23 protein-coding genes are annotated in these 26,159 nt (G+C 68.3%); 12 read left to right on the top strand and 11 right to left on the bottom strand.

Annotated features, from left to right (window positions below; all coding sequences use genetic code 11):
* Window positions 1-66 precede the first annotated feature (66 nt).
* Both argH and AB0I35_RS28070 read left to right on the top strand, forming a co-directional pair.
* On the top strand, window positions 67-1,488 hold the full coding sequence (gene argH, locus AB0I35_RS28075; protein WP_357399352.1) for an argininosuccinate lyase: 1,422 nt from the start codon (window positions 67-69) through the stop codon (window positions 1,486-1,488).
* 219 nt (window positions 1,489-1,707) lie between these two features.
* Window positions 1,708-2,031 (top strand): multidrug efflux SMR transporter, encoded by a 324-nt coding sequence (locus AB0I35_RS28070; protein WP_357399351.1) that lies wholly within the window; start codon window positions 1,708-1,710, stop codon window positions 2,029-2,031.
* A gap of 33 nt (window positions 2,032-2,064) precedes the next feature.
* Here the strand turns inward: AB0I35_RS28070 and ilvA are convergent, their stop codons facing one another.
* The 6 genes from ilvA to AB0I35_RS28040 all read right to left on the bottom strand — a co-directional run bounded on the left by ilvA (window position 2,065) and on the right by AB0I35_RS28040 (window position 8,892).
* A complete protein-coding gene (gene ilvA, locus AB0I35_RS28065; RefSeq protein WP_357399350.1) occupies window positions 2,065-3,279 on the bottom strand; it encodes a threonine ammonia-lyase in 1,215 nt (404 codons plus the stop codon).
* A gap of 117 nt (window positions 3,280-3,396) precedes the next feature.
* Window positions 3,397-4,575, bottom strand: a complete 1,179-nt coding sequence (locus tag AB0I35_RS28060) for a serine hydrolase domain-containing protein (protein WP_357399348.1) — start codon at window positions 4,573-4,575, stop codon at window positions 3,397-3,399.
* A gap of 71 nt (window positions 4,576-4,646) precedes the next feature.
* Window positions 4,647-5,018, bottom strand: coding sequence for a hypothetical protein (locus AB0I35_RS28055; protein WP_357399347.1), 372 nt, complete (start codon window positions 5,016-5,018; stop codon window positions 4,647-4,649).
* Window positions 5,019-5,255: 237 nt separating this feature from the next.
* A complete protein-coding gene (locus tag AB0I35_RS28050; protein WP_357152839.1) occupies window positions 5,256-6,131 on the bottom strand; it encodes a geranyl diphosphate 2-C-methyltransferase in 876 nt (291 codons plus the stop codon).
* Entirely contained in the window at window positions 6,128-7,474 is a 1,347-nt protein-coding gene (locus tag AB0I35_RS28045) for a family 2 encapsulin nanocompartment cargo protein terpene cyclase (protein ID WP_357399345.1), read from the bottom strand. Before AB0I35_RS28045 ends, AB0I35_RS28050 begins: the two co-directional genes overlap by 4 nt.
* Window positions 7,475-7,485: 11 nt before the next feature.
* Entirely contained in the window at window positions 7,486-8,892 is a 1,407-nt protein-coding gene (locus tag AB0I35_RS28040) for a family 2B encapsulin nanocompartment shell protein (protein WP_357399344.1), read from the bottom strand.
* Window positions 8,893-9,388: 496 nt separating this feature from the next.
* Here AB0I35_RS28040 and AB0I35_RS28035 point away from each other — a divergent pair, with 496 nt between their 5' ends.
* A complete protein-coding gene (locus AB0I35_RS28035; RefSeq protein ID WP_357399343.1) occupies window positions 9,389-12,346 on the top strand; it encodes an AMP-binding protein in 2,958 nt (985 codons plus the stop codon).
* A gap of 57 nt (window positions 12,347-12,403) precedes the next feature.
* Here AB0I35_RS28035 and rffA read toward each other — a convergent pair whose 3' ends face one another.
* Complete coding sequence (rffA, locus tag AB0I35_RS28030) at window positions 12,404-13,540, bottom strand: dTDP-4-amino-4,6-dideoxygalactose transaminase (protein ID WP_357399341.1); 1,137 nt, start codon at window positions 13,538-13,540, stop codon at window positions 12,404-12,406.
* On the bottom strand, window positions 13,537-14,577 hold the full coding sequence (locus AB0I35_RS28025) for a glycosyltransferase (protein ID WP_357399422.1): 1,041 nt from the start codon (window positions 14,575-14,577) through the stop codon (window positions 13,537-13,539). Before AB0I35_RS28025 ends, rffA begins: the two co-directional genes overlap by 4 nt.
* 214 nt (window positions 14,578-14,791) lie before the next feature.
* On the opposite strand from AB0I35_RS28025, the gene AB0I35_RS28020 reads away from it, so the two are divergent.
* The 3 genes from AB0I35_RS28020 to AB0I35_RS28010 are packed head-to-tail and all read left to right on the top strand — an operon-like array spanning window position 14,792 to window position 17,698.
* A complete protein-coding gene (locus AB0I35_RS28020) occupies window positions 14,792-17,023 on the top strand; it encodes a hypothetical protein (protein WP_357399340.1) in 2,232 nt (743 codons plus the stop codon).
* Complete coding sequence (locus tag AB0I35_RS28015) at window positions 17,020-17,463, top strand: GtrA family protein (protein ID WP_357399339.1); 444 nt, start codon at window positions 17,020-17,022, stop codon at window positions 17,461-17,463. Before AB0I35_RS28020 ends, AB0I35_RS28015 begins: the two co-directional genes overlap by 4 nt.
* A gap of 10 nt (window positions 17,464-17,473) precedes the next feature.
* Window positions 17,474-17,698 (top strand): Trm112 family protein, encoded by a 225-nt coding sequence (locus tag AB0I35_RS28010; protein ID WP_067499129.1) that lies wholly within the window; start codon window positions 17,474-17,476, stop codon window positions 17,696-17,698.
* 102 nt (window positions 17,699-17,800) lie between these two features.
* On the opposite strand, the gene AB0I35_RS28005 is transcribed toward AB0I35_RS28010, so the two are convergent.
* The 3 genes from AB0I35_RS28005 to AB0I35_RS27995 are packed head-to-tail and all read right to left on the bottom strand — an operon-like array spanning window position 17,801 to window position 19,933.
* On the bottom strand, window positions 17,801-18,430 hold the full coding sequence (locus AB0I35_RS28005) for a TetR family transcriptional regulator (protein ID WP_357399337.1): 630 nt from the start codon (window positions 18,428-18,430) through the stop codon (window positions 17,801-17,803).
* 19 nt (window positions 18,431-18,449) lie between these two features.
* Window positions 18,450-19,205, bottom strand: a complete 756-nt coding sequence (locus AB0I35_RS28000; RefSeq protein ID WP_357399336.1) for an ABC transporter permease — start codon at window positions 19,203-19,205, stop codon at window positions 18,450-18,452.
* Window positions 19,202-19,933, bottom strand: a complete 732-nt coding sequence (locus AB0I35_RS27995) for an ABC transporter ATP-binding protein (protein WP_357399335.1) — start codon at window positions 19,931-19,933, stop codon at window positions 19,202-19,204. The genes AB0I35_RS28000 and AB0I35_RS27995 overlap by 4 nt, the downstream gene beginning before the upstream one ends.
* A 213-nt stretch (window positions 19,934-20,146) precedes the next feature.
* Between AB0I35_RS27995 and AB0I35_RS27990 the strand changes: the two genes are divergently transcribed.
* The 6 genes from AB0I35_RS27990 to tyrS all read left to right on the top strand — a co-directional run bounded on the left by AB0I35_RS27990 (window position 20,147) and on the right by tyrS (window position 25,783).
* The gene (locus AB0I35_RS27990; RefSeq protein ID WP_357399333.1) at window positions 20,147-21,322 is read left to right on the top strand and encodes an FAD-dependent oxidoreductase; all 1,176 of its coding nucleotides are present in this window, start codon (window positions 20,147-20,149) and stop codon (window positions 21,320-21,322) included.
* Between the two features lie 4 nt (window positions 21,323-21,326).
* Window positions 21,327-22,205 (top strand): RNA polymerase sigma-70 factor, encoded by an 879-nt coding sequence (locus AB0I35_RS27985; protein ID WP_357399332.1) that lies wholly within the window; start codon window positions 21,327-21,329, stop codon window positions 22,203-22,205.
* A gap of 38 nt (window positions 22,206-22,243) precedes the next feature.
* On the top strand, window positions 22,244-22,867 hold the full coding sequence (locus AB0I35_RS27980; RefSeq protein WP_357399330.1) for a DNA-3-methyladenine glycosylase: 624 nt from the start codon (window positions 22,244-22,246) through the stop codon (window positions 22,865-22,867).
* A gap of 108 nt (window positions 22,868-22,975) precedes the next feature.
* A complete protein-coding gene (locus AB0I35_RS27975) occupies window positions 22,976-23,398 on the top strand; it encodes a DoxX family protein (protein ID WP_357399329.1) in 423 nt (140 codons plus the stop codon).
* A 201-nt stretch (window positions 23,399-23,599) separates the two neighbouring features.
* A complete protein-coding gene (locus tag AB0I35_RS27970; protein WP_357399327.1) occupies window positions 23,600-24,445 on the top strand; it encodes an alpha/beta hydrolase in 846 nt (281 codons plus the stop codon).
* Window positions 24,446-24,496: 51 nt separating this feature from the next.
* On the top strand, window positions 24,497-25,783 hold the full coding sequence (gene tyrS, locus AB0I35_RS27965; RefSeq protein WP_357399326.1) for a tyrosine--tRNA ligase: 1,287 nt from the start codon (window positions 24,497-24,499) through the stop codon (window positions 25,781-25,783).
* Window positions 25,784-26,159: the final 376 nt, after the last annotated feature.

The raw sequence follows: 26,159 nt of genomic DNA, 5'->3' as shown, positions 1-26,159 counted from the left end.
GGCCGGACTTCGCGCACCGTACCGGCCCGGCAACCCCACGCACATCGATCCGAGGAGACAGCGACCATGACCGACGGCGGCAGCACGAACACCGGTGCCCTCTGGGGTGGGCGCTTCGCGTCCGGGCCCGCCGAGGCGATGGCGGCGCTGAGCAAGTCGACGCACTTCGACTGGGCGCTGGCTCCCTATGACATCCGTGCCTCCCAGGCGCACGCCCGGGTGCTGCACAAGGCGGGGTTGCTGTCCGACGAGAATCTGACCGGCATGCTGGCCGGGCTGGACACGCTGGCTGCCGACGTGGCCTCGGGGGCGTTCGGTCCCGCCGATTCCGACGAGGACGTGCACGGTGCGCTCGAGCGGGGGCTGATCGAGCGGGTCGGCACCGAGCTCGGTGGCAGGCTGCGGGCGGGCCGGTCGCGAAACGACCAGGTGGCCACCCTGTTCCGCATGTGGCTGCGTGACGGTGTGCGCCGGGTGGCCGCCGGTGTGCTCGACGTGGTCGACGCGCTCGTCGCCCAGGCTGCCGCGCACCCGGACGCGGTGATGCCGGGCAAGACCCATCTGCAGGCCGCCCAGCCCGTGCTGCTGGCCCACCACCTGCTCGCCCACGCGCATCCGCTGCTGCGCGATCTGGAGCGCCTGCGCGACTTCGACAAGCGTGCCGCGATCTCCCCCTACGGTTCGGGTGCGCTCGCCGGTTCCTCGCTCGGCCTCGATCCCGAGCAGATCGCTGCTGAACTGAATTTCACTGCCTCAGCGGCCAATTCGATCGACGCCACCTCTTCACGTGACTTCGCCGCGGAGGCCGCGTTCGTGCTCGCCATGATCGGTGTCGACCTGAGTCGCATGGCCGAGGAGATCATCCTCTGGAGCACACCGGAATTCGGCTACGTCACCCTCGCCGACGCGTGGTCGACCGGTTCGTCGATCATGCCGCAGAAGAAGAATCCTGATGTCTCCGAGCTGACCCGTGGCAAGGCGGGTCGCCTGATCGGCAACCTGACCGGCCTGCTCGCCACCCTGAAAGCCCAACCGCTGGCCTACAACCGGGATCTGCAGGAGGACAAGGAACCCCTGTTCGACTCGGTCGCCCAGCTCGAACTCCTGCTGCCCGCCATCGCCGGCCTCGTCGGCACGCTCACCTTCCACACCGACCGCATGGCCGAACTCGCCCCGGCCGGTTTCACTCTCGCTACCGACATCGCGGAATGGATGGTGCGCCAAGGTGTTCCGTTCCGGGTCGCCCACGAAGCGGCCGGTGCGTGCGTGCGCGCCGCCGAGGCACGTGGTGTCGGCCTCGACGAACTCACCGACGAGGAATTCGCCGCCATCGACCCGTCCCTGACCGCCGGTGTGCGCGAAGTCCTCACCGTCCCCGGCTCGATCGCCTCCCGCAACGCCCGCGGCGGCACTGCGGGCGTCCGCGTCGCCGAGCAACTCGACGAGGTCCGCGAGAACGCCGACGAAGCACGTGCCTGGCTGAACTGAACAGTCGGCCGCGCCTCCCCGAGCGGCGTCCGGGATCGGTTGCGCGGCTGATCGTTCGGCATCTACCGTCGGCGGCCGCGCACCTCCCTGCGGTTCGGACACGCTGGAATCCGAGGGCATCGTCGCTAACGCCGAGCGTGTCGGCCGCGAAACCCTCGGCCCCCCACTCGCTCGAGGTGTCGGTGACCGATCGAGCACGGCGCCCGTTAGTCTGCCGCCATGACCCTGCTCTTGCTGGCGCTGGCCATCGCATCCGAGGTGACCGCGACCGTTTCGCTGAAACTGTCGGAAGGATTCACCAAACCGGTGCCGTCGGTGGTGGTCGTGCTCGGATACGGTGCGGCCTTCTACTTCCTGTCCCAGGTGCTGAAGCGGGGGATGGGTATCGGCGTCGCGTATGGCGTCTGGTCTGCCGTCGGAGTGGCCGCCATCGCCCTGATCGGTGTGCTGTTCCTGGGCGAGCGGCTGTCACTGGTGCAGGTCGGTGGAATCGGCTTGGTCATTCTCGGCGTGCTGGCACTGGAACTCGGTGGTACACACTGACTTCGGACGGCGCCGACGCGAATCGCGCTCGGCTCACAACTCGGCGCGGACCCGGAAGCCCGCGTCGCGCAGCGCGTCCAGCACATCATCGCGGTGCGCGGGTCCCCGCATCTCCACCGTGAGTGACACCTCCACCTCGTCGACCGCGAGCCACGTCCCGGTTCGGGAGTGGACCACGTCGACCACACTCGCCCCGGCCCGGCCGACCACTCCGAGCAGCGCCGACAACGCTCCCGGCCGGTCCGAGATCGTCACCCGCATCGCCAGATAGCGTCCGGCCGCGCTCAGGCCGTGGTTTATCACCCGCGTGAGCAGCAGCGGATCGATGTTCCCGCCGGACAGAATCACCACGATCGGACCGGGCAGGTCACGCAACTCGGTGCCGAGCAACGCCGCGACCCCTGCCGCACCCGCCGGTTCGACAATGAGTTTGGCCCGTTCCAGACACAGCAGCAATGCCTTGGACAGCGATTCCTCGTCGACGGTCACGATCCGCGACACCAGTTTCGACACATGACCGAACGGCACCGCACCCGGCATCCCCACCGCGATACCGTCGGCCATCGTCGACATCCGCGACGCCCGCATGGGCGTGCCCGCCCGCAGCGAATCCGGCCACGCCGCCGCCTCAGCCGCCTGCACACCGACCACTCCGACCTGCGGCGCACAATGATTCATCGCGATCGCCACCCCCGCGAGCAACCCACCACCGCCGGTCGGCACCACCACCGTCCGCACCTCCGGCACCTGCTCGAGAATCTCGAGCGCGACACTCGCTTGCCCGGCGACGATGTCGGGATGATCGAAGGGATGAATCAGTGTCGCCCCGGTGCGCTCCGCGAATTCCTTTGCCGCGACCAGTGATTCATCGATCGTCTCACCGACCTGATGCACTTCCGCCCCGTAGGCGCGGGTGGCGACGAGCTTGGGCAACGACGCCCCGATCGGCATGAACACCGTCGAGGTGATCCCCAGCTCCGCTGCCGACCACGCCACCCCCTGCGCGTGATTGCCGGCGCTCGCCGCCACCACTCCGCGAGCCCGTTGCGCAGGCGACAGATTCGCGATCCGGTTGTACGCGCCCCGCGGCTTGAACGACCCGGTCCGCTGCAGGTTCTCGCACTTCAACCACACCGGCACCCCCGCCCGTTCCGACAACACCCGCGACCCCACCACCGGCGTCCGCCGCACCACCGCCCCCACCACCCGCGCCGCGGCCTCCACCTGCCCGAACTCAACGCTGTCCATCGCCCCATCGTGCCAGCCGCCGCCTCCACACGGACCCGGACGCGCGATCACCACGCTCTGCTGGCGGCTGCCACTCGGGCGCTGCCGTCACCAGGGCGTGGTGATCGAATGAGCAGGTCAGGTGCGGAGGGCGGCTTTGGCGATGTTGTGGGCGATGGTGCCGAGGCGGGTGAGGCGAGCGTCGCCGAGGGGCGTGAGTTTGCCGCCGAGGCGGTTGGTGACGAAGGCGAGGGACAGGCCGGTCTCCGGGTCGGCGAAGGCGCCGGAGCCGCCGAGGCCGAAGTGGCCGAAGGCTGAGATCGGTTCGGCACGTGAGGGTTTCATGGGAACGCCGTGATAGCCCATCGCCCACGGGATACGGAAGGCGAGCACATAGTCGGGGGTGAAGACCTGACGGGTGGCGGCGCGGCGGATCGTGTCGGGGGACAGGATGCGGGTGCCGCCGAGTTCGCCGCCGTTGGCGAGGGCGCCGTAGACGCGGGCCAGGGCCCGGGCCGAGAAGACGCCGTTGACGCCGGGCATCACCGCGTCGTGCACGCGTGGGTCGACGATGAGGTCGGCGAAACCGCGCGGGGTGGTTTCGGCCGCCGCCGCGAATCGGGTGCGAGTGAGCAAGTCGGAGCCGCGTTCCCAATCCATGCCTGCCGCGGTGAGGCGCGGGAAGGTGGTGGCGATGCGATGGCGTTCCCCGGCGGGCACGCGGAACCAGAGTTCCTCGGCGTCGAGAGGTTCGGCGAGTTCGGTGCGAACGACGTCGACGAAGTCGCGGCCGGTGACGCGCCGCACCAGCTCGGCGGCCAGGTGCCCATAGCTGATCCCGTGGTATCCGCTGGTGACCAGATGACGAGGGTCCGGGGTGGCGGCGGCGAGCGCGGCGGTGACCGCCTTGTCGTCGAGGAAAGTGTCGATCGGCCCGGAGATCAGGCCGCGCAACCGGTGCAGCCCGGCTCGGTGGGTGAGTACGTCGCGGACCGTGATGCGGCTCTTGCCCGCTGCCGCGAACTCGGGCCAGTACTCGGCGACCGGGGTGTCGTAGTCGAGCTCGCCACGCTCGGCGAGCTGATGAATCACCGTGGAGGCCACGCCTTTTCCGGTGGAGAAGGCCAGCGCCACCGAGTCCGCCGTCCACGGCACACCCGGGCGTGCGTACCCGGCCCACACATCGACCACCGGTTCGCCGTGCAGGTACACGCACAGCGCGCCACCCCCGTGCGAAGGCTTGCGGAACAACTGGTCGAACACGGTGACCAGACGGACGAAACGGCGATCCACCGACTGCGCTGTCGAAACTCCCATCACCCGAGCATGCCAAATCACCCGTGGGACCGGTCGGTACGGGCTGCTGGAACCGTTCGGGTCGGAATAGGTCAGGCGTCGGCCAGCTCGCCGGTCAGGGCGCCGAGCACCGCGTCGAGGTTGTCGACGTCGACGACCAGGCGGGTGAAGTCGGGTCCGTTCAGGTCGATGCGGACCGCGTTTCCACCGAAAGTGGTGTCCCAGAACTCTTTCCGGCCCTTGCCCCGGTAGACGCCCGCGGCGATCACGCCGGGGATGAAGGTGCCGGGCGCGCGGACCCACGGCGGGCGCAGGTCCACCTCGGCGGTGGTGATCTCGGTGATGGCGGCACGGTCGATCACGACCTGCTGGCGCAGCGCGAGCAGCCGATGCCCGCCGAGTACATGGACCGTCACCGTGTCGTTGTCGACCTCGAGTTCGACCATCATTACCTCACTCACCATCTGCGGAAGCGTTCCCTGTCGAGAATGCTCCCGTGGCCTGGCTTGCGACTGTGGCGAGCCTGTGAGTTAGCCAAGGAAGTCAGAGGCATAGTCAAATGTAGATATACGCATCTATCCGGTGTCTATTATGGGGTGCAGCTCACCCGGGGTGGCCGGGAAAGATGGCAAGGAGGGCAACGGGTGTGCCCGGTGGTCGATGGCGACTACCGGGCACTCCGAGGGGATGTCAGTGAGAGGTCAGCAGGCGACCTTGTCCGCGACGATCAGCAGATACTGGAAGCTTCCCTCCCGGTACGCCGTGAGAAACGGCTGTTCCACCCCGGTCGCGAGCTCCGAATGCGTCCGCAGATCCCAGTACGGAATCGTGTCCGGTGTCAGATCGATGACCGTGGTCGGCACCAGGCCGTTCTCCGACAGCGCACGGAAGTACTCGCTGCGCGGGTGGATCATGCAGCCGTAGTGGGCATCGATCCAGCTCACCGATGCGGACCGGCCGCCGATCACATCGTTGGAGCAGCCGGTGATGCACACATAGCGCCCACCCGGTTCCAGCACGCGGGAGAACTCCGCGAACAGCGGGAACAGATCGACGTACATGGTCGTCTCGTTGGTCCAGACGGCCCGTACCGACTCGTCGTCGAAACCGGTGTCGAGCATATTGCGGAAGTGGAAGCGCACCCGATCGGAGACACCGCGTTCGACGGCCTGGTCGTTGGCGAAACCGACCTGGTACTCGGAGATGCTCACCCCGTCGACCGAACAGCCGAAGCGCTCGGCGGCCATGAAGCTGGTTCCGCCGCGACCCGAACCGCCGTCGAGGAGGCGGTCGGCGGGGGTGATGGCGCCGAGGTTGTCGAGGAGGAGGTCGGCTTGGGCGGTCTCGAGGCGGTGCAGTTCGCGCACGATGCGCTCCTGCCGGGTGTCCTCCGGTCCCTCGATGACCGACCAGTCGGGTTCACCGATGCCGTAGTGGTGGTGGTAGAGGCCGTCCACCTCGCCGAGCTTCGTGTTGACCCGGTCGTCGTTGGGATTGTTGTTCCAGTAGGCAGCGACCGAACGCTGGTAGGTGGTGCGCAGCACGGAGCTGTCGGTGTGGGCGTTCGCGATGGTCATCGGTCGTCCTCTCGTGGTGCGGTGTCGTGGTACCGGCGGCTGTCGGCGTGCCAGGCGCGGTTGCCGCCCATCCAGGCCCACAGGCCCGTCAGGAATCGGCGCAATTGCGGTGAACCCGCGGCGGCCAGGGGTGCGGCCTCGCGTTCGAAGCGGTGCATGAGTTCGTCGTGGATCTCGGCGGTGCGCAGCACGGCATCGGCCCGGCTGCACCCTTCCTCGGCGGCGAGGACGGTCGGCAGATTGAACTCCCGCCCGCCCGAAAGGTCTTCGCGTGCCATCGAATACAGATCGTTGACCATCTGTGCGGCCAGTGCCGCGGTAGTGACGACCCGCCGGACGGCCGGGTCGGTGTACTCGGGGGCGCCGAGTTCGTATCGGCCGACCGCGTCGATCGGCGCCATACACGGCAGGAAACTGTGGGGTTGCCGGTTGGTCAGGTACTCCCACACCGGCGGCATCCGCCCCGCCGCCCGCCAGCCCGCCTCGGCGCCGAGGGCGATGAACCAGCCCGCGATCTCGGTCCGGAGCCTGGCCAGCTGGGCGTCGCTCGCGTACCCCGCCAGGTGCGCGAACGAGGTGCGGAACGCGCGAAGGATCGGGTCGGCCTGCATGGCCTGTTCGAGCCGTGGCGCGTAGCGCATGGGCAGGTGGGCCGGGTCCATGGCGGCTGCGGCGAGTTCGAGCCGTGGCCCGAGTTCGGCGGCGGCGCTGGACGGGGTGCCGTCGGGTGCGGTGTCGCCAGGGGCGTCCTCCTCGCAGTAGTAGTCGTCGACCGACCATTCGGCGACGGCGCAGCGCGCCGCGGCGAGCAGCAGATCGGGGTCGTCGCAGTCGGGGTGGGCCAGCATGATGAGCCTGCCGAAATCGGCCTTGCCGAGTTCGTCGAGCCGGCCCTCGTACAGGCCGATCTCGGCGGCCCAGGCAAGCAGGCCGACATTGACGGCTTCGGCCAGGGCAGGGTCGTCACGTTCCGGCGGCGGGCAGTAGAGCGCCGGGATGTCTTGTCTGCCGCCGCTTCCGGGCTGCTCGGTGGTGCGGTGTGCGAGCAGGGACACCTGCAGGCCCGACGTGCCGAGCCCGGTCGGACCGCGCAGCCGGTGCGCGGTGGGCGGGTTCACCACATCGGACGTGCCGCCCCGCGCCGCCGAGGTGGGTGGCGCGAGCCGGGGGAGACGGCCGATGAGCTCCGCGCCGTGATTCGAGTGGAGCGCGAAGGGCCGGGCGACCGGTGACGCACCCGCTAACACGTCGGCCGGGGCGGACGCGCCGTGTAACAGGGCGACGACCGTCGCGGCGAGGTCGCCGGCCGCCGGAGGGGCGGCGGCTCTGCTGAGCAGGGACATGGCCCGACCGTTCAGTCGGCCCGGCGCGCGACGAGCACGTCGTCGAGCACACCGAGCGCGTCGGGCACCAGCACCGCCGCCGAGTAGTAGCAGCTCACCAGGTACGACATGATCGACTGATCGTCGATCTGCTTGAACCGCACGTTCAGGCTCGGCTCGTACTCGTCGGGAATGCCGGTCTGGTGCAGGCCGACCACGCCCTGGTCCTTCTCGCCGATACGCATCGCCATGATCGAGGTGGTCTGGGTTTCGCTGATCGGGATCTTGCCGCACGGCAGAATCGGCACACCGCGCCAGCCGGGCACCCGATGACCCTGGAATTCCACCGGGTCGGGGTACAGACCGCGGCGCGAACATTCACGACCGAACGCCGCGATCGCCTTCGGGTGGGCGAGGAAGAATTTCGTTCCACGGCGCATGCTGAGCAATTCGTCCATGTCGTCGGGGGACGGTGCGCCGGATTCGGTGGTGATGCGCTGCTTGAGATCGCAATTGTGCAGCAGGCCGAAGTCGGGATTGTTCACCAGATCGTGTTCGCGACGCTCGTAGAGCGCTTCGACGGTGAGTCGCAACTGCTGGTCGACCTGGTTCATCGGGTCGTTGAACAGGTCGGCGACCCTGGTGTGGATCCGCAGCACGCTCTGGGCCAGGCTCAGCTCGTACTCGCGCGGACTGGCGTCGTAGTCGACGAAGGTGCCCTCGAGCAACGGTTCCCCGGAGTGGCCCGAGGCGATCTCGATATCGGCCTCGCCCTTGGAATTCTGGTTCCGGGTCGGCGCGGTCGACGTATCCGCCCGGATCCGGGCCAGGCCGGGGGTCGACTCGAGGAACTGCTCGAATTCCTGCCTCGGCAGGCAGAGGACGGTGGTCTTGGTGACCGTTTTCACGGTGTCCGGCCAGATCGCCGACGGGTCGGTGAGCATCTCCTCGCCGTAATAGTCACCGCCGGACAGGAGACCGAGTTTGGTGGCCTCCCCGTATTCACCCGAACCGATCCTGGCCAGTTTCCCGTGGACGACGAGAATGACCTGATCCATCGGATTCCCGAATTCCGCGAGCACGGTTCCGGGGTCGAGATCGTATTGCACGAAACTGTCCGCGAGGGGACGCAACAGGTCGTCGTCGTCGATATCGCGCAGCGGGGGCAGTTCGCGCAATTCCTGCGGGATCACCCTGGCCCGGGCGCCGTCGACGACGAATTCGACCTCCCCGTTGCCGACGGTATGGGTGAGCCTTCGGTTGACCCGGTAGATACCGCCCGCCACCTGCACCCATGGCAGTGCGCGCGAGAGCCAGCGCGAACTGATGCCCTGCATCTGCGGCTCGGACTTGGTGGTGTGGGTGAGCTTCTGTGCTGCGGTGGTCGACAGACTCTTGCGTACTGAATTGTCTGTGGGCAGCGGCATTTCGATGGTCATAGCATCCTCACCTCGAGTGGATTCGGGTACGGCCGATCGACCTGTCGTCGCGCGACGACAGGTTGGGACGTTGGTGAAGCGAATGCGAATGGTCCTGCGCGGGTGAACCCGGCGTGTGAAACGTGTTGCACGAAAAGCGATGTGCGGCAGAGCGTTCCGGACGACAACGATGTTAGGTGCTGGAAGCCCCGCTCGCGCACGATCGCGAAAAATCGCGTCCTGACCGGGAGATCCCTTGTGCGATAGGCGATTGCGGACACGGCGGTGTCCGTGAACGGCCGGCCCAGCACCTGGACTTCCGGCTCCGTGACACGCTCGTTTCAGACTGCGGCCGCGCCGGTGGCGAAGGGGCCGCCGACCGGCGTGGTGTGACATGAAACGCCGCAACATGCGGCCTGTCACAGCCGACACATAATGGAGGTCCGGTGTGGTTAGCTCATATGAGCACATCGGGGTGTGTGAGGTGCATCACAGTCTGTAGGGTCAGGTGGGAACGGTGAATATCAGTCCAAAAGGTGTGGTCGGTTCGGTGCAGCGATTGCTGGCTACCGCGCAGAACGGGCTGGAGGTGATCCGCTTCGGCGGACTGGCGCACGACGTCGAGTCCTCGCCCTTCGAGGTCGTCGAACGCCGACGCATGTACCGCCTGCGGCACTACTTCCCCGACGACACGACACCCGGTCGTCCCGTGGCGCTGCTGGTTCCGCCGCTCATGGTGAACGCCGACATCTGGGACGTGAACGCGGCGGGCGGCGCCGTCGGGATTCTGAACGCGGGCGGAATAGACTGCTGGGTCATCGATTTCGGTTCCCCCGCCACCGAGGAGGGCGGCTGGGAACGCGACCTGGCCGATCACGTGCTCGCCGTGAACTCCGCCATCGACACCGTGTGCGAGGCCACCGGCGCGCAGGTACACCTGATGGGCTACTCCCAGGGCGGCATGTTCGCCTACCAGACCACCGCCTACCGCTACGGCAAGGGCGTCGCCTCCATCGTCACCTTCGGCAGCCCCGTCGACATCGTGGCCGGCATGCCGTTCGGGCTGCCCTACGGCCTGGTGTCCGAGGTGGCCGACTTCCTGGCCGACCACGTGATGCACCGGCTGCCGATCACCGAATCGATGGTGCGCTTCGGCTTCCAGATGCTGGACCCGGTGAAGACCGCGAAGTCGCGCATCGACTTCCTGATGCAGCTGCACGACCGGGAGGCGCTGCTGCCCAAGGAGCGTCAGCGCCGCTTCCTCAACAGCGACGGCTGGGTCGGATACGCGGGGCCCGCCGTCGCCGACCTGCTCAAGCAGTTCGTCGCGCACAACCGGATGATGCTCGGCGGCTTCGTGATTCGCGATCATCCCGTCTCGCTGGCCGAACTGAAGTGCCCCATCCTCGCCTTCGTCGGCGAGGTCGACGACATCGGCCAGCCTGCCGCCGTGCGCGGCATCGTGCGCGCCGCGCCGCACGCCGAGGTGTACGAGGCCAGCCTCGTCGCGGGTCATTTCGGTCTGGTCGCCGGTTCGACCGCCACCAACCACACCTGGCCGATGGTGCGTGACTGGATCGCCTGGATGGACGGTCACGGCCCGCTGCCCGAGACCATCGTCCCGATGCAGGAACACGTGCCGGGCAACGCCCCGCGTACGGCGGCCACCCGCATGGTGCACACCGCCGCCAGCCTCGCCGAGGCCGGCGCCGGGGTCGGCAAGGCGCTGGAAGGCGTCGCGGGCAGCACGATCCGCGGCTCCATCGAGATGGCGGGCGAGGCGGCGCGCGCCCTGCCGCGCTTGACCCGCCTGGGCATGATCCAGCCGCACACTCGTATCTCCCTGGGCAAACTGCTCAGCGAACACGCCAAGCGCGCGCCCCAGAAAGACCTGGTTCTGTTCGACGACCGCGTGCACACCAATGCCGCCGTCGAGCAGCGGGTCGACAATGTGGTGCGCGGCCTGATCTCCGTCGGCATCCGGCCCGCCATGCGGGTGGGCATCGTGATGGAGACCCGCCCGAGCGCGCTGGCCTCGGTGGCCGCGCTCTCGCGCCTCGGTGCCGTCGCCGTGCTGCTCGCCCCCGGCGCCGAACTCGATCGGGCCATCGAACTCACCGGCGTGAAGACGCTCGTCACCGACCCGGAGAATCTGCGTGCCGCCGCCGGGACGAACGCCCGGGTGCTCGTGCTCGGCGGCGGAGACCAGCGTCGGCTCGCGGTGCCGACGGGCGACCGGGTGATCGACCTCGAACAGATCGACCCCGACACGGTTCGCGTGCCCGCGTGGTACCGGCCCAACCCCGGCCTCGCCCGCGAACTGGCCTTCGTGCTGGTGCTCGGCACCGGCGACCGGCTAGAGGCGAAGTACATCACCAACCACCGCTGGGCCCTGTCCGCCTTCGGCACCGCGAGCGCCGCGGACCTCGACCGTCGCGATACCGTGTACTGCCTCGCGCCGCTGCATCATTCGTCCGGCCTGCTGGTGAGTCTCGGTGGCGCGATCGCAGGCGGCAGCCGCATCGCGCTGGCCAGGCCGGTGGACATGGACCCGGGCCGGTTCGCCGAGGAGGTGCACCGCTATGGCGTCACCGTCGTCACCTACACCTGGACCATGCTGCGCGATCTGCTCGACGCGCAGGTCTTCCCGGCCGGGTACAACCATCCGATCCGGTTGTTCATCGGCTCCGGTATGCCCAAGGGGCTGTGGCGAAGGACCACCGAGCAATTCGCGCCCGCGCGGGTGCTCGAGTTCTACGCCTCCATCGACGGTGACGTGGTGCTCGCCAATGTCACCGGCGCCAAGATCGGCGCCAAGGGCAGGCCGGTTCCCGGCACCGCGACGGTGGAACTCGTGGCCTACGACCCGGTCAGCGAGCAGATCCTCGTCGGCGACGACGGCTTCGCCCGGCGCTGCGCCGACAACGAACCCGGCCTGCTGCTCGGCAAGGCCGTCGACGGCGGTGACATCTCCGACGGCGGGCTGCGCGGGGTGTTCCGCGCGGGCGACGCCTGGTGGCCGACCGAAAATCTGTTCCGCCGCGACAGCGACGGTGACTACTGGCTCGTCGACCGCCGCGACACGGTGATCCGCACCGCTCGTGGTCCGGTGTTCACCCAGCCGATCGTCGACGTGCTCAACGACATCACCCCGGTCGACCTCGAGGTGGCCTTCGCCCTGCCGACCCCCTCGGGAACCCTTGCCGCGGCCGCGCTGAGCGTGCGCGAGGGGTACCGGATCGAACCGGGTGATGTCACCGAGGCGATGCGTGCGCTGGACCGCGGTCAGCGGCCCGACCTGGTCTACCTGGTCGAGGAGATCCCGCGCAGCGCGAGCTTCCGGCCCTCGGCGTCGGCGGTCCAGGCGGCCGGATACCCGAAGGCCGGGCCGGGCACCTGGATCTACAACCGGGAGACCGACACCTACGAGGTGCTCACCGACGCGGCCGCGGCGGCACTGTTCGGCGGCGACTGACACATCGACGACGAGGGCCGCCCGGCGAAACCGGGCGGCCCTCGTCATATCCGAAACCTAGACGCGGTACTCCGTGACGGCATCGATGACGCGGCCGAGCTGCGCCTCACTGAGCATCGGCCACAACGGCAACCGCACGATGGTGGCCGAGAACTCCGCCGAGCGCGTGCACGGCACCGGGGTGCGCCCATACTTGAGCCCCGCCGGGCTCGAATCGAGCGGAATGTAGTGGAACGGGGCGACGATCCCGCGTTCGGCGAGGTGCGCGATGATCCCGTCGCGGCTGTCCTCGGTCGGCATCCGCAGGTAGAACAGGTGCGCGGTGTGGCCACGGTCGGCGGGCACCGTCATCGGGCGCACGTCGTTGGCGGCGGCCCAGTCGGGCAGCGCGGCCGCGTAGGTGTCCCACACCCGGTGGCGGGCGGCTTGGATGGTGTCGAACTCGGCCAGCTGCGCGTCGAGGACGGCGGCGTTGAGTTCGCTGGGCAGGTAGCTGGACCCGATGTCCTGCCAGGAGTACTTGTCGACCTGCCCGCGCAGGAAACGGGCCCGGTCGGTGCCCTTCTCACGCATGATCTCGGCGCGACCCATCAGGATCTCGTCCGACAGCAGCAGCGCCCCACCCTCACCACAGTGCACGTTCTTGGTGTCGTGGAAACTCTGGGTGCCCACCGTGCCGATGGTGCCGAGCTGCCTGCCGCGCCAGGTACCCCCGAGGCCGTGCGCGTTGTCCTCGATGATCGCCACACCGTGCTGCGCGGCCAGCGCCAGCAGCGGTTCCATCTCGGCGGCGACACCGCCGTAGTGCATCACGACGATCGCCTTGGTGCGCGCGGTGATCGCCTCGGCGGCCGCGGCCGGGTCGATATTGCCGGTGGCGTCGTCGATGTCGACGAACACACAGGTCGACCCGCGCAACGCCATCGCGGTGGCGGCCGAGGTGAACGCGAAACTCGGCACGATCACTTCGTCGTCGGGCCCGAGTTCGAGCAGCAGCGCACCGAGTTCGAGCGCGTGCGTGCAGGAGGTGGTGAGCAGCGCGTGTTCGGCGCCGGTGATGGCCTTGATCTTGGCCGTGGCGGACTTGGTGAACTGGCCGTCGCCGTGGCTGTGGTCGGAATCCAGGACGGCCGACAGGTTGGCGCGCTCGGCGGCGGCACGGAACGGCCTGCTGAAGATGATGCGGTCGTTCACTCGCGAAGGTCCTTGTCCGTCACGGTTGCCGGCACCGCGACGTCGACTCGATGGTTGGAGACCGGCGCGTGCATCGTATCCGGGCGCGGTGTCGGGGTCTGCACGGTCAGGTACAGCGGCTTACCGACCAGGATGTGCAGGGCCACACCGAGATACTCCGCGATCAGGCCGAGCGAGAACAGGGTGGCGCCCGAGCACAGCAGCAGCACGACGATGATCGACGCCCAGCCCTCGGGGTCGTGATTGTCCTGGGTGAGCGCCTGCACCACGATGAACGCGGCCATCGCGACACCGGCGAGCGCCAGACTCACACCGAGCATGCTCACCAGCCGCAGGCCGCGAGTTCCGCTGCACAACACCATCTTCCAGAACAGCGAGAACAGGCGACGGTAGTTGTAGCCGGACTCGTCGCGGCCCTCGGCGCGCAACACCACCGGCACCGAGACCGTATTGCCGACCACCCACGTGAGCGCCACATCCAGGTACACGCCGTTGGCCGCGACCTCGGCGAGCTGACGGCCGATGTCGCCGCGGATCAGCCGGAAGCTCTCGAACCGGGTGGAATCGGGGAAGGCGAACACCGTGGCGAGCACGATCTTCGCGCCGCGTGAGGTGAGGTTGCGCAGGAAGCCGTGCGGGCGGGTGTTGGACGGCTTGGAGTAGACGAGATCCGCGCGCGAGGCCAGTGCCGCGTCGAGGAAGTCGGCGATGAAGGCCGGGTCGTGCTGGCCGTCCTCGTCCATCGTGACGATCCAGTCGCCGCGCGCGGCCGCCATGCCCGCGATGGTCGCCGCGTCTTGACCGAAGTTGCGGCTCAACCACACCGCGCGCACCTGCGGGTAGGAGCCTTCCAGTTGCTGCAGCACCACATCGGAGCGATCGGGCCCGTTGTCGTGGGCGAGGATGATCTCCTCCACCGCGAACCGTGCGCCCGCCGCGGTCGTACTCGGCCCGGTGAGCCCGTCGAGTTCGGCGACCAGCGCGGCGATCGTGTCCTCACCCCGGTAGACGGGGACGACCACCGACACCGAATGCACCGGATGCGAACCGTTGCGCTCGGCGGCGCCCGCGCGTGGCACAGCGCCGGACCGGGACGAATGTGCGGTGGGAAGCGGCATGGGTCGACTTTCGGTGTCTTGGCAGGCGAGGGGTGTGGGCACTCTAACACCGCACGGTGACGGGTCGGCGGCGCCGGATCGGGCTGTGCGAGGCGCTGTCACGCGGGGATGCCTGTAGGGTCTGGTGCTCGTGGTGGAAAGTAGAAACCCGTCCCGACGTTCCGTCTACATCTGGGGCTTGATCACCGCCCTCGGCGTGATCGCGGGCTATGGCGCGGTGCTACTCGCCAACGTCCGGCACTTCTACACCGACGACACCGAATCGCAGTACGTGCCGCTGTGGGTGATGCTCGGCAACCGGCTGCGCGACGGCGACCTGCCGGTGATGGTTCCCGAGCACTGGATGGCGGGCAATTACGCCATCGAGGAAGCGGGCCTGCTGAATCCGCCGCAGCTGCTGATCGATCTGATCGCGCCCTCGGTGGACAACCTCGTGCTCTACGCGACCGTGGTGAAGCTGATCTTCGCGATCATCCTCGGGCTCGGTGTCTACCGGATCTGCCTGGTCTACGGCTCGCGCGTGCAGTGGGCGGCGCTGGCCGGTGTGTCGATCCCGTTCACGGGCTGGCTGCTGTTCTTCGACGAGGCCAGCTGGATGACGGCATTCACCGGCACCGCGTGGATGGTGCACGCATGGGCGTCCGGTGTGCGCTACGCGCGCGGAAACGGTGGCCCGATCCCCGTTTTCGTGTACCTGTACCTGGCGATTTCGGTGCAGTACATCTTCCCGGCGGTCGAGGCCGGGCTGATGATCGGCGCGGTCGCCATCGGCGAACTCGTCTACCAGCGGACCTGGCGACCGACGCTGCGACTGCTGCTCGTCTCCGGCCTCGCCGCGCTGGCCGGGCTGGCCACCTACCTGCCGAGCATGCTGTCGGCGAAGGTCACCTGGCGCGGCACCGCCCAGATCAACAACGACCAGTTCCTCACCGTGCCGTGGTCGGAGTCGCTGAACGCGAGCCTGCCCACCACGCTGCCCGCGTTCACCTCGTGGTGGGGCTACGTGCAGCCGATGCCGGTGGTCTACATCGCCTGGTTCCTCGTTCCGGCACTGGCATTCGTGGACTGGAACCGAGCGCGTGGTGCGTGGCGTGAGCTCACCGGCATCGCCGTGTTCGCGATCGCCGCACTGATGTGGACCGCGGGTCCCGGCACCATCGGCCCGCTGCGCTGGCCGGCCCGGGTGCTGCCGATGGTCGCGCTCGGTCTGCTGCTGCTGGTCTGTGTGCTGCTCGGCCGGTTCGCGACCTTCAAGGACTGGCGGGCGCGAGGGATCGCGGCGGCTGTGCTGATCGGACTGCTGTGGGTGCGGTCGTTCTCGGCCGACCCGCACAACTGGATCGCCCATGTGATCGCCGCGCTCGCGATCGCGGCGCTCGGTGCGGCCGTGGTGTGGCTGGCGGTGCAGAAGAGCACGACCGCCGCGGTCGCCGTCGCGATCATCGCGGTGTTCCCCATCGCCTACATCCAGGTCGAACGCGCCCAGCCGACACCCATGAGCTGGAATCTGCCGAGCGACCGGGCCGCCGCCCGCGCCGCGTTCCCCGAATTCGCGGGCACCACCCTGCAACTCGGTGACCGTGCCCTGATCCCGCCGGGGGAGCGCACCCTCGACGGCGCCTACGGGTCGCTGGTGTTCGGCAACTACGCCAAGGACATCGAACGCACCTACGTCAGCGGCTACACCCCGAACGGGCACTACTGGTTCGGTGACATGCTCTGCATGCGCTGGGACACCAGCGTCTGCCCCGACGCCTACCGGCGCGCGTTCGCCGTCGAGCCGTCGACCGGCAAGACCGTGGTCGACCTGATGAACGTCGACCGGGTGGTCCTGCACCGCGCCCTCTACCCGGACGCCGCCGCCCAACCGGCCCCGGCGGGCTGGAAGTGGGTCGACTATCCCGGCCACGAGAAGTACATCGCGGTGCTCGAACGTGAGGACGGGCTGATCTCCACCCGCAACGGCCGCATCTCGGCCGTCGAGAACGCGACCGCCGTCTCCACCTCCGAGAGCGACACCACCAGCAAGGTACGGGTGAGTTCGGCCGACGGTGGCCGCGTGGTGTTCGCGCGCCTGGGCTGGCCGGGCTACCGGGTGAGCCTCGACGGCAAGGACATCCCGTTCAAGGTGGTCGCCAAGAGCTTCGTCGCCGTCGACATCCCCGCCGGAACCACCGATGCCGAACTCGAACTGGCCTGGCGTCCGCCGGGCTGGAAGATCGGCGGCGCCGCGATCGGCCTCGGCCTGCTCGGGCTCGCGTTCTTCCAGTGGCTGTACGTGCGCGGCCGCAAGCCCGAACAGGAAGCGCCCGCCGCGGAAACCATCCCCGACGGCGACGCCGAACTCGCGGACGCGCTGCGATGACCACCGAGGCGGTCCCCGCCGACGGCGTGCTCGCCACGCCGGGCCCACTGCTGCGGATCGTCAAGCGTCAGGAACTGGCGTTCGCGATCGTCGGCGGATTCAACACGCTGCTCGGCATGGTGCTCGTCGTGTGCTGGCTGCAGGTACTCGGCGACGACCGCCCCGGCCTGTCCGTCGTCGCCGCGTACGCGGTGAGCACGGTGGTGGCGTTCGTCCTGCACCGCACCCTGGTGTTCCGGGTCAGCGGCAGGCTCCTGCGTGACTTCGTCGCCTTCTGTGGCGTGAACGCGGGCGGGCTCGTCCTGAACGTGGTGCTCGCGGAACTCGCGGTGAAGGCGTTCGGGTTTCCCGCCGAACCCGCGTCGGTGGTGGTGATGGGTCTGGTCGCGGTGCTCAGCTTCTTCGGACACCGATACATCTCGTTCCGGCGGGCGCGGTAGGTTGGGCACCATGGCGCACGAATCCACCATCGACGCAACTCTGCTCGGCCTGCTGGCCTGCCCCCAGGACAAGGGCCCGCTGCAGCTGGTGCGCACCGAAGCCGGTGCCAGCGTGCTCTACAACCCCCGCCTGCGTCGCGCCTACCCGGTCGACAACGGTATCCCGGTGCTGCTGATCGACGAGGCTCGCGACGTCACCGACGCCGAACACGAATTCTTCCTCGCCGAATCCTGATCCGAGCACGACGACGCTGTTCCCGGTCCGGGAGCGGCCACACACCGCTGTCACGTGATATCTCGCCGAGCATCGGTGCTGGTTCGCACCGCGAACTGAGGTTCAGTTCGCGGCGCTTCCGATATCGCCGGTGAGATAGCGCTGCAGGCTCGGCCCGACCGCCTCGGTGACCGCCTCGATCGGCATCGACGCGAGCGGTTCCACACCGACGAGCTTGCGCACGGTGAGCACCCCGATCATCTGCGCCGCTGCCAGCGCCACCCGTGCGCGCCCGTCGTCGTCGGGGGTGGCGATGCGCGCCCGTACGCGCTCGAGCACCACCTGCAGCAGGAACTCACGAGCCAGCGTCGGCTCCCCACTGCCGAGCATGCTGCGGGTCATGGCGACGATCCCAGGTCCCGCGGGGGAGTCCCACACGGTCAGCACCGCCCGGATCGCGGTCGCGCCCAACTGGTCGAGCGGCGCCTGGTCGACCAGGTTCAAGGTCGCGTCCGGGTCGGCGGGGAAGTCCACCGCCGCGGCGAACAACTGCTGTTTGGTGCCGAAGTAGTGGTGCACCAGCGCCGGATCGACCTCGGCGTCGGCGGCGATCGACCGGATCGAGGTATTGCGGAAACCGTTGTCCGCGAACCGGGTTCGAGCGGCGTCGAGGATTGCGGTCCTGGTGTCGGTGTTGCCGGGCCTGCGCCCGGTTCGCCCCGATTTCGCGGTGCCCGAGCCTGATTCGCTCATCTTGGACCTCTCCGGGTACTTAGGGGGTGCGCCTGCGCAACGTCGCCGCACCGAGGCACAGGGCGACGATCGCGAATCCGGCGACGACGGCGATGTCCCGCCACATGGTCGCGGTCGGATCGCGATGCGTCGACACCTGCTGCAGCGCGTCGACCGCGTAACTCAACGGCAGCACATCGCTGATCGCCTCGAGCCAGCCGGGCAGCCGATCACGCGGAACGAGTAAGCCGCACAGGAAGATCTGCGGCGCGACGATCACCGGCATGAACTGCACCGCCTGGAATTCGGTGCGGGCGAAAGCGCTGGCGAGCAGGCCGAGCGCCACCCCGCACACGGCGTCGACCACGGCGATCAGCATCACCCACCCCGGACTGCCCGCCGCCTCGAGATCGAGCAGCCAGAACGCCACAACACATGCCATGGCGGCTTGCGCGGCGGCGGCCAGCGAGAACGCGGTGCCGTATCCGGCGAGCAGATCCAGTTTGCGCAGGGGAGTGGTGAGCAGCCGTTCCAGGGTGCCCGAGGTGCGTTCGCGCTGCATGGCGATGGCGGTGATCAGGAACATCACGATGAACGGCAGGATGCCGAGCATGGTGATGCCAACCCGGTCGAACAGGGTCTGTGGGGTGTGTGGCGCCTGTGGCGCGTCCTGATAGATGAAATACAGCAGCGTCATCAACAGGGCGGGGACGACGAGGATCATGGCGACGGTGCGGTGGTCGTTGCGCAGCTGCCGCAGGATCCGGCCGGTGGTCGCGGTGTAGGGAGTGCTCATGCCCGCGTTCCCTTCGTGATCAGGGTGAGGAACGCCGTTTCGAGATTCTGTTCGCCGGTGCGTTCCCGCAGTTCGGCGGGGCTGAGCTGGGCGATGAGCTCGCCGTCGCGCATCAGCAGCAGCCGGTCGCAGTGTTCGGCCTCGTCCATCACATGACTCGAGACGAGCAGGGTCGTTCCCGCCGAGGCCAATTCGCGGAATCGCTGCCACAGTTCCACCCGTAGCACCGGATCGAGGCCGACGGTCGGTTCGTCGAGAACCAGCAGCTCTGGCCTGCCGACCAACGCGCACGCCAGCGAGGCGCGGGTCTTCTGACCGCCGGAGAGCTGGTCGCCCAGTTGGTCGGCGTGATCGGTCAAACCGACTGCGGCGAGGGCGGATTCGGTGTCGTGGCGGGCGCGCCCGTAGAGCGCCGCGTAGTAGGCGACATTGTCGCGGACGCTGATATCGGCGTAGATGCTCGGCGCCTGGGTGACGTACCCGACCCGGTGTCGCAACCCGCCGCTACCGGCGGCTTCGCCGAGGACGGTGACCGTGCCCGATTCGACCAGCTGTGTGCCGACGATGCTGCGCATCAGGGTGGTCTTCCCGCATCCGGACGGCCCGAGCAGCCCGGTGATGGTTCCCGGCGCGATCTGGAGATCCAGTCCGTGGAGCACGGTGCGTTTCCCTCGGCGGACCGTCAGTCCTACCACTTCCACGGCGGGTGGTGAAGAGGTGCGCGACATGGTCGCCTCAATTCATCAAGTGTTGAATTCACTACCTGATGAATTTAACTCCACACCCGCGACAAGGCAAGGGTCAGTGTTCGTGACCCGGGAGTGTCGCGAGAGCACGACCGGGCTCGACGACCATCGCTGTGATGCGGGTCACTTCGGCGGGTGTCACATTCGACGCTTCTGCCTTGTCCCATGCACAACCTCACCGAGAAGGAGCAGGACATGACCACCACCACGCACCGCATCGTCGTCCTCGGCGCCGGCTACACCGGCTTGCTCGCGGCCGTCCGCCTGGCCCGTCGCACCAGGAAGACGAACGTGCGCATCACCCTGGTCAACCCCTCGGCCCGGTTCACCGAACGGCTCCGGATGCACCAGATCGCGGCCGGTCAGGAGCTGGCGCACCACGACATCCCGACGATCCTCGACGGCACGGGAATCCGGTTCGTCCAGGGGTTCGCCACCGCCATCGATCCGGACGCCCGCCGCGTGTACGTCGACGGATTCGGCGACATCACCTACGACGACATGATCTACGCCCTCGGCAGCAGCACCGACACCTCCATGGTCCCCGGCGTCGCCGACCACGCCTGGACACTGAACGATCCCCGACGCGCGCACGACTTCGCGCGACGGGTGACAGCCTGCCGCGCCGTCACCGTGTGCGGCGGCGGCCTCACCGGGATCGAGGCAGCCACCGAGATCGCCGAAAGCCACCCGGACGTGCGCGTCACCCTCGTCAGCTCCGGCGAACTCGGCGCCATGATGGGCACCAAAGCCCGCGCCTATCTGAACACCGTGCTCGACCGGCTCGGCATCGTGCGGCAGATCGGTCAGCGGGTGACCGAGGTGACCGCCGATTCCGTCGTCCTCGCCGACGGCCGGCGGATCGACACCGATCTGACCCTGTGGACCAGCGGCGTACGCGTGTCAACCCTGGCCGCCGAGTCCGGGATCGAGACCGACGAACGCGGACTGATCGTCGTCGGACCCACGCTGAAGTCGGTTTCGCACCCCACGATTCGCGCCATCGGCGACGCCGCCGCGATCCGTCAACCGTGGGGCCGAATCCACGGCACCTGCCAGAGCGGGCTGCCCTCGGCCACCTACGCCGCCGATGCGATCGCCGCCGAGCTGCGCGGAAAGGCTGTGCGCCCCTTCCGTTTCGGCTACTTCCACCAGCCCGTCAGCCTCGGGCGCCGCGCCGCCGTCATCCAGTTCACCCGCGCCGACGACACACCCGGCCGGTTCTACCTCACCGGCTGGGCCGCCCGCACCTACAAGGAAATGGTCAGCAGCACTCCCGTACCGGCGATCAAGGTGACCAAGCGGATGCCTGTCGATGTGCAGCTGTCCAAGGGCGGCGCGGCGACCCGCGATCTCGTCCGTCATGGTTGAGCACATGCAGGAGCACGACCCGTTCGTCGACCATCGCAGGCTGCTGTTCGCCACCGCCTACCGCATGCTCGGTACCGTCACCGACGCCGAGGACGTCCTGCAGGACGCCTGGCTGAAGTGGCACGAGACCGACCGGTCGGCGGTGGCCAACCCCCGCGCCTACCTGGTCCGCACCGTCACCAATCTCGCACTCAACCGGCTCACCAGCGCCCGCGCCGTCCGCGAGAAGTACGTCGGCCCGTGGCTGCCCGAGCCGGTGCTCACCACACCCGACATCGCCGAGGACACCGCATTGGCCGACACCGTCTCCACCGCCATGCTCGTCGTACTGGAAACGCTGACCCCGGTGGAACGGGCGGTGTTCCTGCTGCGCGAGGTGTTCGGCTACTCCCACGCCGAGATCGCCGAAACACTCGACCGCTCCGAGGCGGGCATCCGCCAGATCGCGCACCGCGCGAAGAGCCACGTCCAATCACGACGCCCACGCTTCGACGCCGACAAGGCCGCCCGAGCCCGCGTCACCGAACAGTTCATGGCGGCCTGCTCCGGCGGGGACCTGAACGCCTTGATGAACGTGCTCGCTCCCGATGTGACCTGCTGGTCCGACGGTGGCGGTATCGTCACGGCCGCTCGCCGCCCCCTGCACGGCCCCGATCATGTCGCGCGCTGGATCCTCGGTGTGCTCGCCAAACCGTCGTCGACCGGCGCCGAACTCGCGGCCACCGACATCAACGGTGAACTCGGCGCACTGATCACCTTCGCGGGCACGCCGGGCGCCGCCTTCACCTTCGACCTGGTCGACGGCCGGATCCAGAACCTGCGTTTCCAGGTCAACCCGACCAAACTCGCCGGCCTGAGTCAGGGTCGCGACCTGCTCGGCTGACGGGGGTGTGGCGCTCGCGCGGATCGTTGCGGGTGAGAATGGGCGTCGTGTCTGCTCAGGAACTCGCTGTCGACCCGGCCGCCGCGGCGTGCCGGGTACTCGGATCGGTGTTGAGGTCGGGGCCGGTGGCGATGCGCATCGTGGAAGTCGAGGCCTACGGGAGCGATGCGACCGGGCCGTGGCCGGATCCGGCGGCACACTCGTGGCCGGGACCGACCGCGCGCAACGCGGTGATGTTCGGCCCCGCCGGGCGGCTCTACGTGTACCGCTCGTACGGAATTCACCTGTGCGTCAACGTGACCGCCGGCTTCGACGGTGTCGCGTGCGCGGTGCTCGTCCGGGCCGGGGAAGTGGTCGAGGGGGCCGAGATCGCCCGTGCGCGCAGGCCCGCCGCACGCACCGACGCCGACCTCGCGCGGGGACCGGGCAATGTGGGCAGTGCGCTGGGAATCAGCCTGTCCGACTACGGAACCGAGCTGTTCGACCCGTTCTCGCAGGTGCGGCTCGAACTGAAACCCCCGGTGCCGCCGGCCGAGGTCGCCTCGGGTCCGCGCGTGGGGGTGCGCCTGGCCGCCGAGGTGCCCTGGCGGTTCTGGTTGCCCGGCTCGTCGGCCGTCTCGACCTACCGGCGCAGCCCCCGCGCCACCAAACCCGTGATCTAGCCGGGATTTCGAAATTTTTCGCCGACAGCGATGAGTTCTGCGGCGACGGTCCGTCCTATCAGTTGAACGCGCTACCCACCGAGCGCGACCGACCAGAAGGACGAGAAGATGACCACCGCCACGCTTTCCGCGAACTCCACCGCCGCCACCTACCGCCCCGGCAAGATCCGCAACCGCGTCCTGTGGACCCTGCAGATCGTGCTCGGCCTGTTCTTCATCATCGCCTCGGGCGGCCCCAAGCTCGTCATCCCGAACACTCTGATGGAGAACGGCGCCGCGAACTTCACCATCCCCTTCGGCCTGTTGATCTTCATCGGCGTGGTCGAGGTGGCGGGCGGTATCGGCCTGATGGTCCCGCGACTCAGCGGTCTCGCTGCCGTCGGCCTCTCCGTGCTCACCGTGCTCGCCGCCGCCACTCAGGCCTTCATCGCCGACCTGCCCGGAATGGCGATCTTCCCGCTGGTGCTCGCCGCGATCTTCGCCTGGATCGCCTACGAACGCCGCGCCACCATCACCGCGCTGACGCGATGAGCCAGAATCCGACACGCTGACGATCACCGGACACCGAGTCCGGTGATCTCGGCGTGTTCGGGGCAGTCCCGCGACCGAACGGTGGGTTCGGTCGCGGGAGACAAAGTGTCGGCGCCGATCTCATCTGCGAAGCCACTGTGGCGCGCGCCACGCAGGTGCGACGATCAGGGACCGGTTCGAGATCGCATCCCAGGAGCGCCCGTGTTCAGTTTTTCCAGCACCGACGGCACCGAGATACATGTGCGCAGTTGGCTGCCGTCGGACACCGAACCGCAGGGCATCGTGCAGATCGCACACGGCATGGGCGAACACTCCGAGCGCTACGGCCATCTCGCCGAGCGGTTGTCCGCTCTCGGCTTCGCCGTCTACGCCGACGACCACCGCGGCCACGGACTCAGCATGGGCGAGGTACCGGGCGAGCTGGGCCCCGACGGCTGGAACCTGCTCGTCGCCGACCTGGTGGCGCTCACCGAGATCCTGCGCGAACGTCATCCCGGACTGCCGGTGACCCTCTTCGGACACAGTCTCGGATCCTTCGCCGTGCAGCAGTACATCCTCGATCACGCCGACCTCGTCGACGACGTCGTGCTCTGCGGGTCGACCGCCGTCGACGGGCTGTTCGCCGAGATCGCCGCGGCGGGCGGGGACCTGACCGCCTTCTTCAACGCCCGATTCCAGCCGACCCGCACCGACGCCGACTGGATCAGCCGCGACGAAGCCCAGGTCGACGCCTACATCGCCGATCCCTGGTGTGGCTTCGCCATCGACCTGACGAACCTCGGCGAGCTGGCCGCCGTCGCCACCGAGCGGCTGGTGAAGCCGGTCGTGCGTCCCGACCTGCCCGTCTATGTGATGGTCGGCGACCAGGACCCGCTCAACGCGGGACTGCGACTGAGCGATCTGCTGGTCCAGCGCTACCGCGACGCGGGCCTGACCGACCTCACCTATCGGGTGTACGCCGGTGCCAGGCACGAGGTCCTCAACGAGGTCGACCGCGACGAGGTCGAAGCCGAGCTGATCGCCTGGATCACCCGCGCCCGGACCTGAGGACATAACCGGGGTGCGCCCGGCCGACTCGATGCGCAAAGATAGATCCTCGTGACCGGCGACATCTTCGACGAACTGACCTGGCGCGGCCTGATCGCGCAGTCCACCGACCTCGACGAGTTGCGCGCAGCCGCGGCCGCGCAGCCGTTGACGCTGTATGCCGGCTTCGACCCGACCGCCGCCAGCCTGCACGCGGGCCATCTCGTTCCGCTGCTCGCGCTCAAGCGTTTCCAGCGCGCGGGTCACCGCCCGATCGTGCTCGCCGGCGGCGCGACCGGCCTCATCGGCGATCCTCGCGACGTGGGCGAGCGCACCATGAACTCGACGGACACGGTCGCCGAATGGGCGCAGCGCATCCGCGGCCAGCTCGAGCGGTTCGTCGACCTGGACGATTCGCCGACGGGCGCGGTGATCGTCGACAACATGGACTGGACCGGACCGCTCACCACCGTCGACTTCCTGCGCGATATCGGTAAGCACTTCTCTGTGAACGTCATGCTCGCCCGCGACACCGTCAAACGGCGTCTCGAAGGCGAAGGCATCTCCTACACCGAGTTCAGCTACATGCTGCTGCAAGCCAACGACTACCTGCAGCTGCGTCGTGAACACGGCTGCACACTGCAGGTCGGTGGCTCGGATCAGTGGGGCAACATCATCGCCGGCGTCGAACTCAACCGGCGAGTCGACGGGGCGCACGTGCACGCGCTCACCGTCCCCCTGGTGACCTCGGCCGACGGCATGAAGTTCGGCAAGTCCACCGGTGGCGGCAGCCTCTGGCTCGATCCGGAACTCACCAGCCCCTACGCCTGGTACCAGTACTTCGTGAACACCGCCGACGCCGATGTGGTCCGGTACCTGCGCTGGTTCACCTTCCTGAGCCGTGAAGAACTCGACGAGCTGGAACAGGCCACCGCCGAACGGCCCTTCGCACGTGAGGCCCAGAAGCGGCTGGCCGCCGAGATGACGACCCTGGTGCACGGCGAAGCCGAGACCCGGGCGGTGGAACTGGCGAGCCAGGCCCTGTTCGGTCGTGGTGACCTGCGCGAACTGCCCGAGTCGACGCTCGGCGCGGCCCTGCGCGAGACCGCGATCGACGGCAAAGTCGCCGAGGTCGCGCCCGGCGAGCCCGACACCATCGTCGACCTGCTCGTGGCCTCGGGCCTGTGCGAGAGCAGGGGAGCGGCACGGCGCGCGGTGAACGAAGGCGGTGCCTCGGTGAACAACGAGCGCGTCGCCGACATCGACTGGACCCCGTCGGACGCCGACTACCTGCACGGTCAGTGGTTGGTGCTGCGTCGCGGAAAGAAGAACATGGCGGGCGTGCGTCGGATAGCCTGAGCCGTAGGCGGAGGCCTGAATCACATTCGTGTGATTCAGGCCGGCTCCACGGCGTCCGTCGAAGCGTTGACCTGGGGGAATGCGCTGGTGTCCAGGCGATTTGACGTTGCGTTATCCGGCGCGTAACTTATTGGAAGTCAGAGCGACACGGACGCAAGAGCCGGAGAGCGCCTGACAGGCCAAGATCAAGTGACCAGGGTAACGATTGACATCGCCTGGGAGCGGGGTTAGGCTGGAACAGTTGCCCAGCGGAAGATCTGAAGAGATTCAGCGATCTGCTGGTGCGTGTGTTCTTTGAGAACTCAATAGTGTGTCGATGAATGTCAGTGCCAATATTTTTATTGGTTCCAGCCTTCGCGTACCCCCCGGTCGTGGG

The organism is Nocardia sp. NPDC050378, assembly GCF_040655675.1.
Lineage (GTDB): Bacteria > Actinomycetota > Actinomycetes > Mycobacteriales > Mycobacteriaceae > Nocardia > Nocardia coubleae.
The sequence above is the reverse complement of the archived record's forward strand: the minus strand, read 5'-3'. Positions and strand labels throughout refer to the sequence as shown.

Excerpts from the sequence above, each read along its gene's own strand:
- argH (WP_357399352.1), top strand. The coding sequence starts at position 67 with ATGACCGACGGCGGCAGCACGAACACCGGTGCCCTCTGGGGTGGGCGC.
- AB0I35_RS28070 (WP_357399351.1), top strand. The coding sequence starts at position 1,708 with ATGACCCTGCTCTTGCTGGCGCTGGCCATCGCATCCGAGGTGACCGCG.
- ilvA (WP_357399350.1), bottom strand. The coding sequence starts at position 3,279 with ATGGACAGCGTTGAGTTCGGGCAGGTGGAGGCCGCGGCGCGGGTGGTG.
- AB0I35_RS28060 (WP_357399348.1), bottom strand. The coding sequence starts at position 4,575 with ATGGGAGTTTCGACAGCGCAGTCGGTGGATCGCCGTTTCGTCCGTCTG.
- AB0I35_RS28055 (WP_357399347.1), bottom strand. The coding sequence starts at position 5,018 with ATGGTGAGTGAGGTAATGATGGTCGAACTCGAGGTCGACAACGACACG.
- AB0I35_RS28050 (WP_357152839.1), bottom strand. The coding sequence starts at position 6,131 with ATGACCATCGCGAACGCCCACACCGACAGCTCCGTGCTGCGCACCACC.
- AB0I35_RS28045 (WP_357399345.1), bottom strand. The coding sequence starts at position 7,474 with ATGTCCCTGCTCAGCAGAGCCGCCGCCCCTCCGGCGGCCGGCGACCTC.
- AB0I35_RS28040 (WP_357399344.1), bottom strand. The coding sequence starts at position 8,892 with ATGACCATCGAAATGCCGCTGCCCACAGACAATTCAGTACGCAAGAGT.
- AB0I35_RS28015 (WP_357399339.1), top strand. The coding sequence starts at position 17,020 with ATGACCACCGAGGCGGTCCCCGCCGACGGCGTGCTCGCCACGCCGGGC.
- AB0I35_RS28010 (WP_067499129.1), top strand. The coding sequence starts at position 17,474 with ATGGCGCACGAATCCACCATCGACGCAACTCTGCTCGGCCTGCTGGCC.
- AB0I35_RS28005 (WP_357399337.1), bottom strand. The coding sequence starts at position 18,430 with ATGAGCGAATCAGGCTCGGGCACCGCGAAATCGGGGCGAACCGGGCGC.
- AB0I35_RS28000 (WP_357399336.1), bottom strand. The coding sequence starts at position 19,205 with ATGAGCACTCCCTACACCGCGACCACCGGCCGGATCCTGCGGCAGCTG.
- AB0I35_RS27995 (WP_357399335.1), bottom strand. The coding sequence starts at position 19,933 with ATGTCGCGCACCTCTTCACCACCCGCCGTGGAAGTGGTAGGACTGACG.
- AB0I35_RS27990 (WP_357399333.1), top strand. The coding sequence starts at position 20,147 with ATGACCACCACCACGCACCGCATCGTCGTCCTCGGCGCCGGCTACACC.
- AB0I35_RS27985 (WP_357399332.1), top strand. The coding sequence starts at position 21,327 with ATGCAGGAGCACGACCCGTTCGTCGACCATCGCAGGCTGCTGTTCGCC.
- AB0I35_RS27980 (WP_357399330.1), top strand. The coding sequence starts at position 22,244 with ATGGGCGTCGTGTCTGCTCAGGAACTCGCTGTCGACCCGGCCGCCGCG.
- AB0I35_RS27975 (WP_357399329.1), top strand. The coding sequence starts at position 22,976 with ATGACCACCGCCACGCTTTCCGCGAACTCCACCGCCGCCACCTACCGC.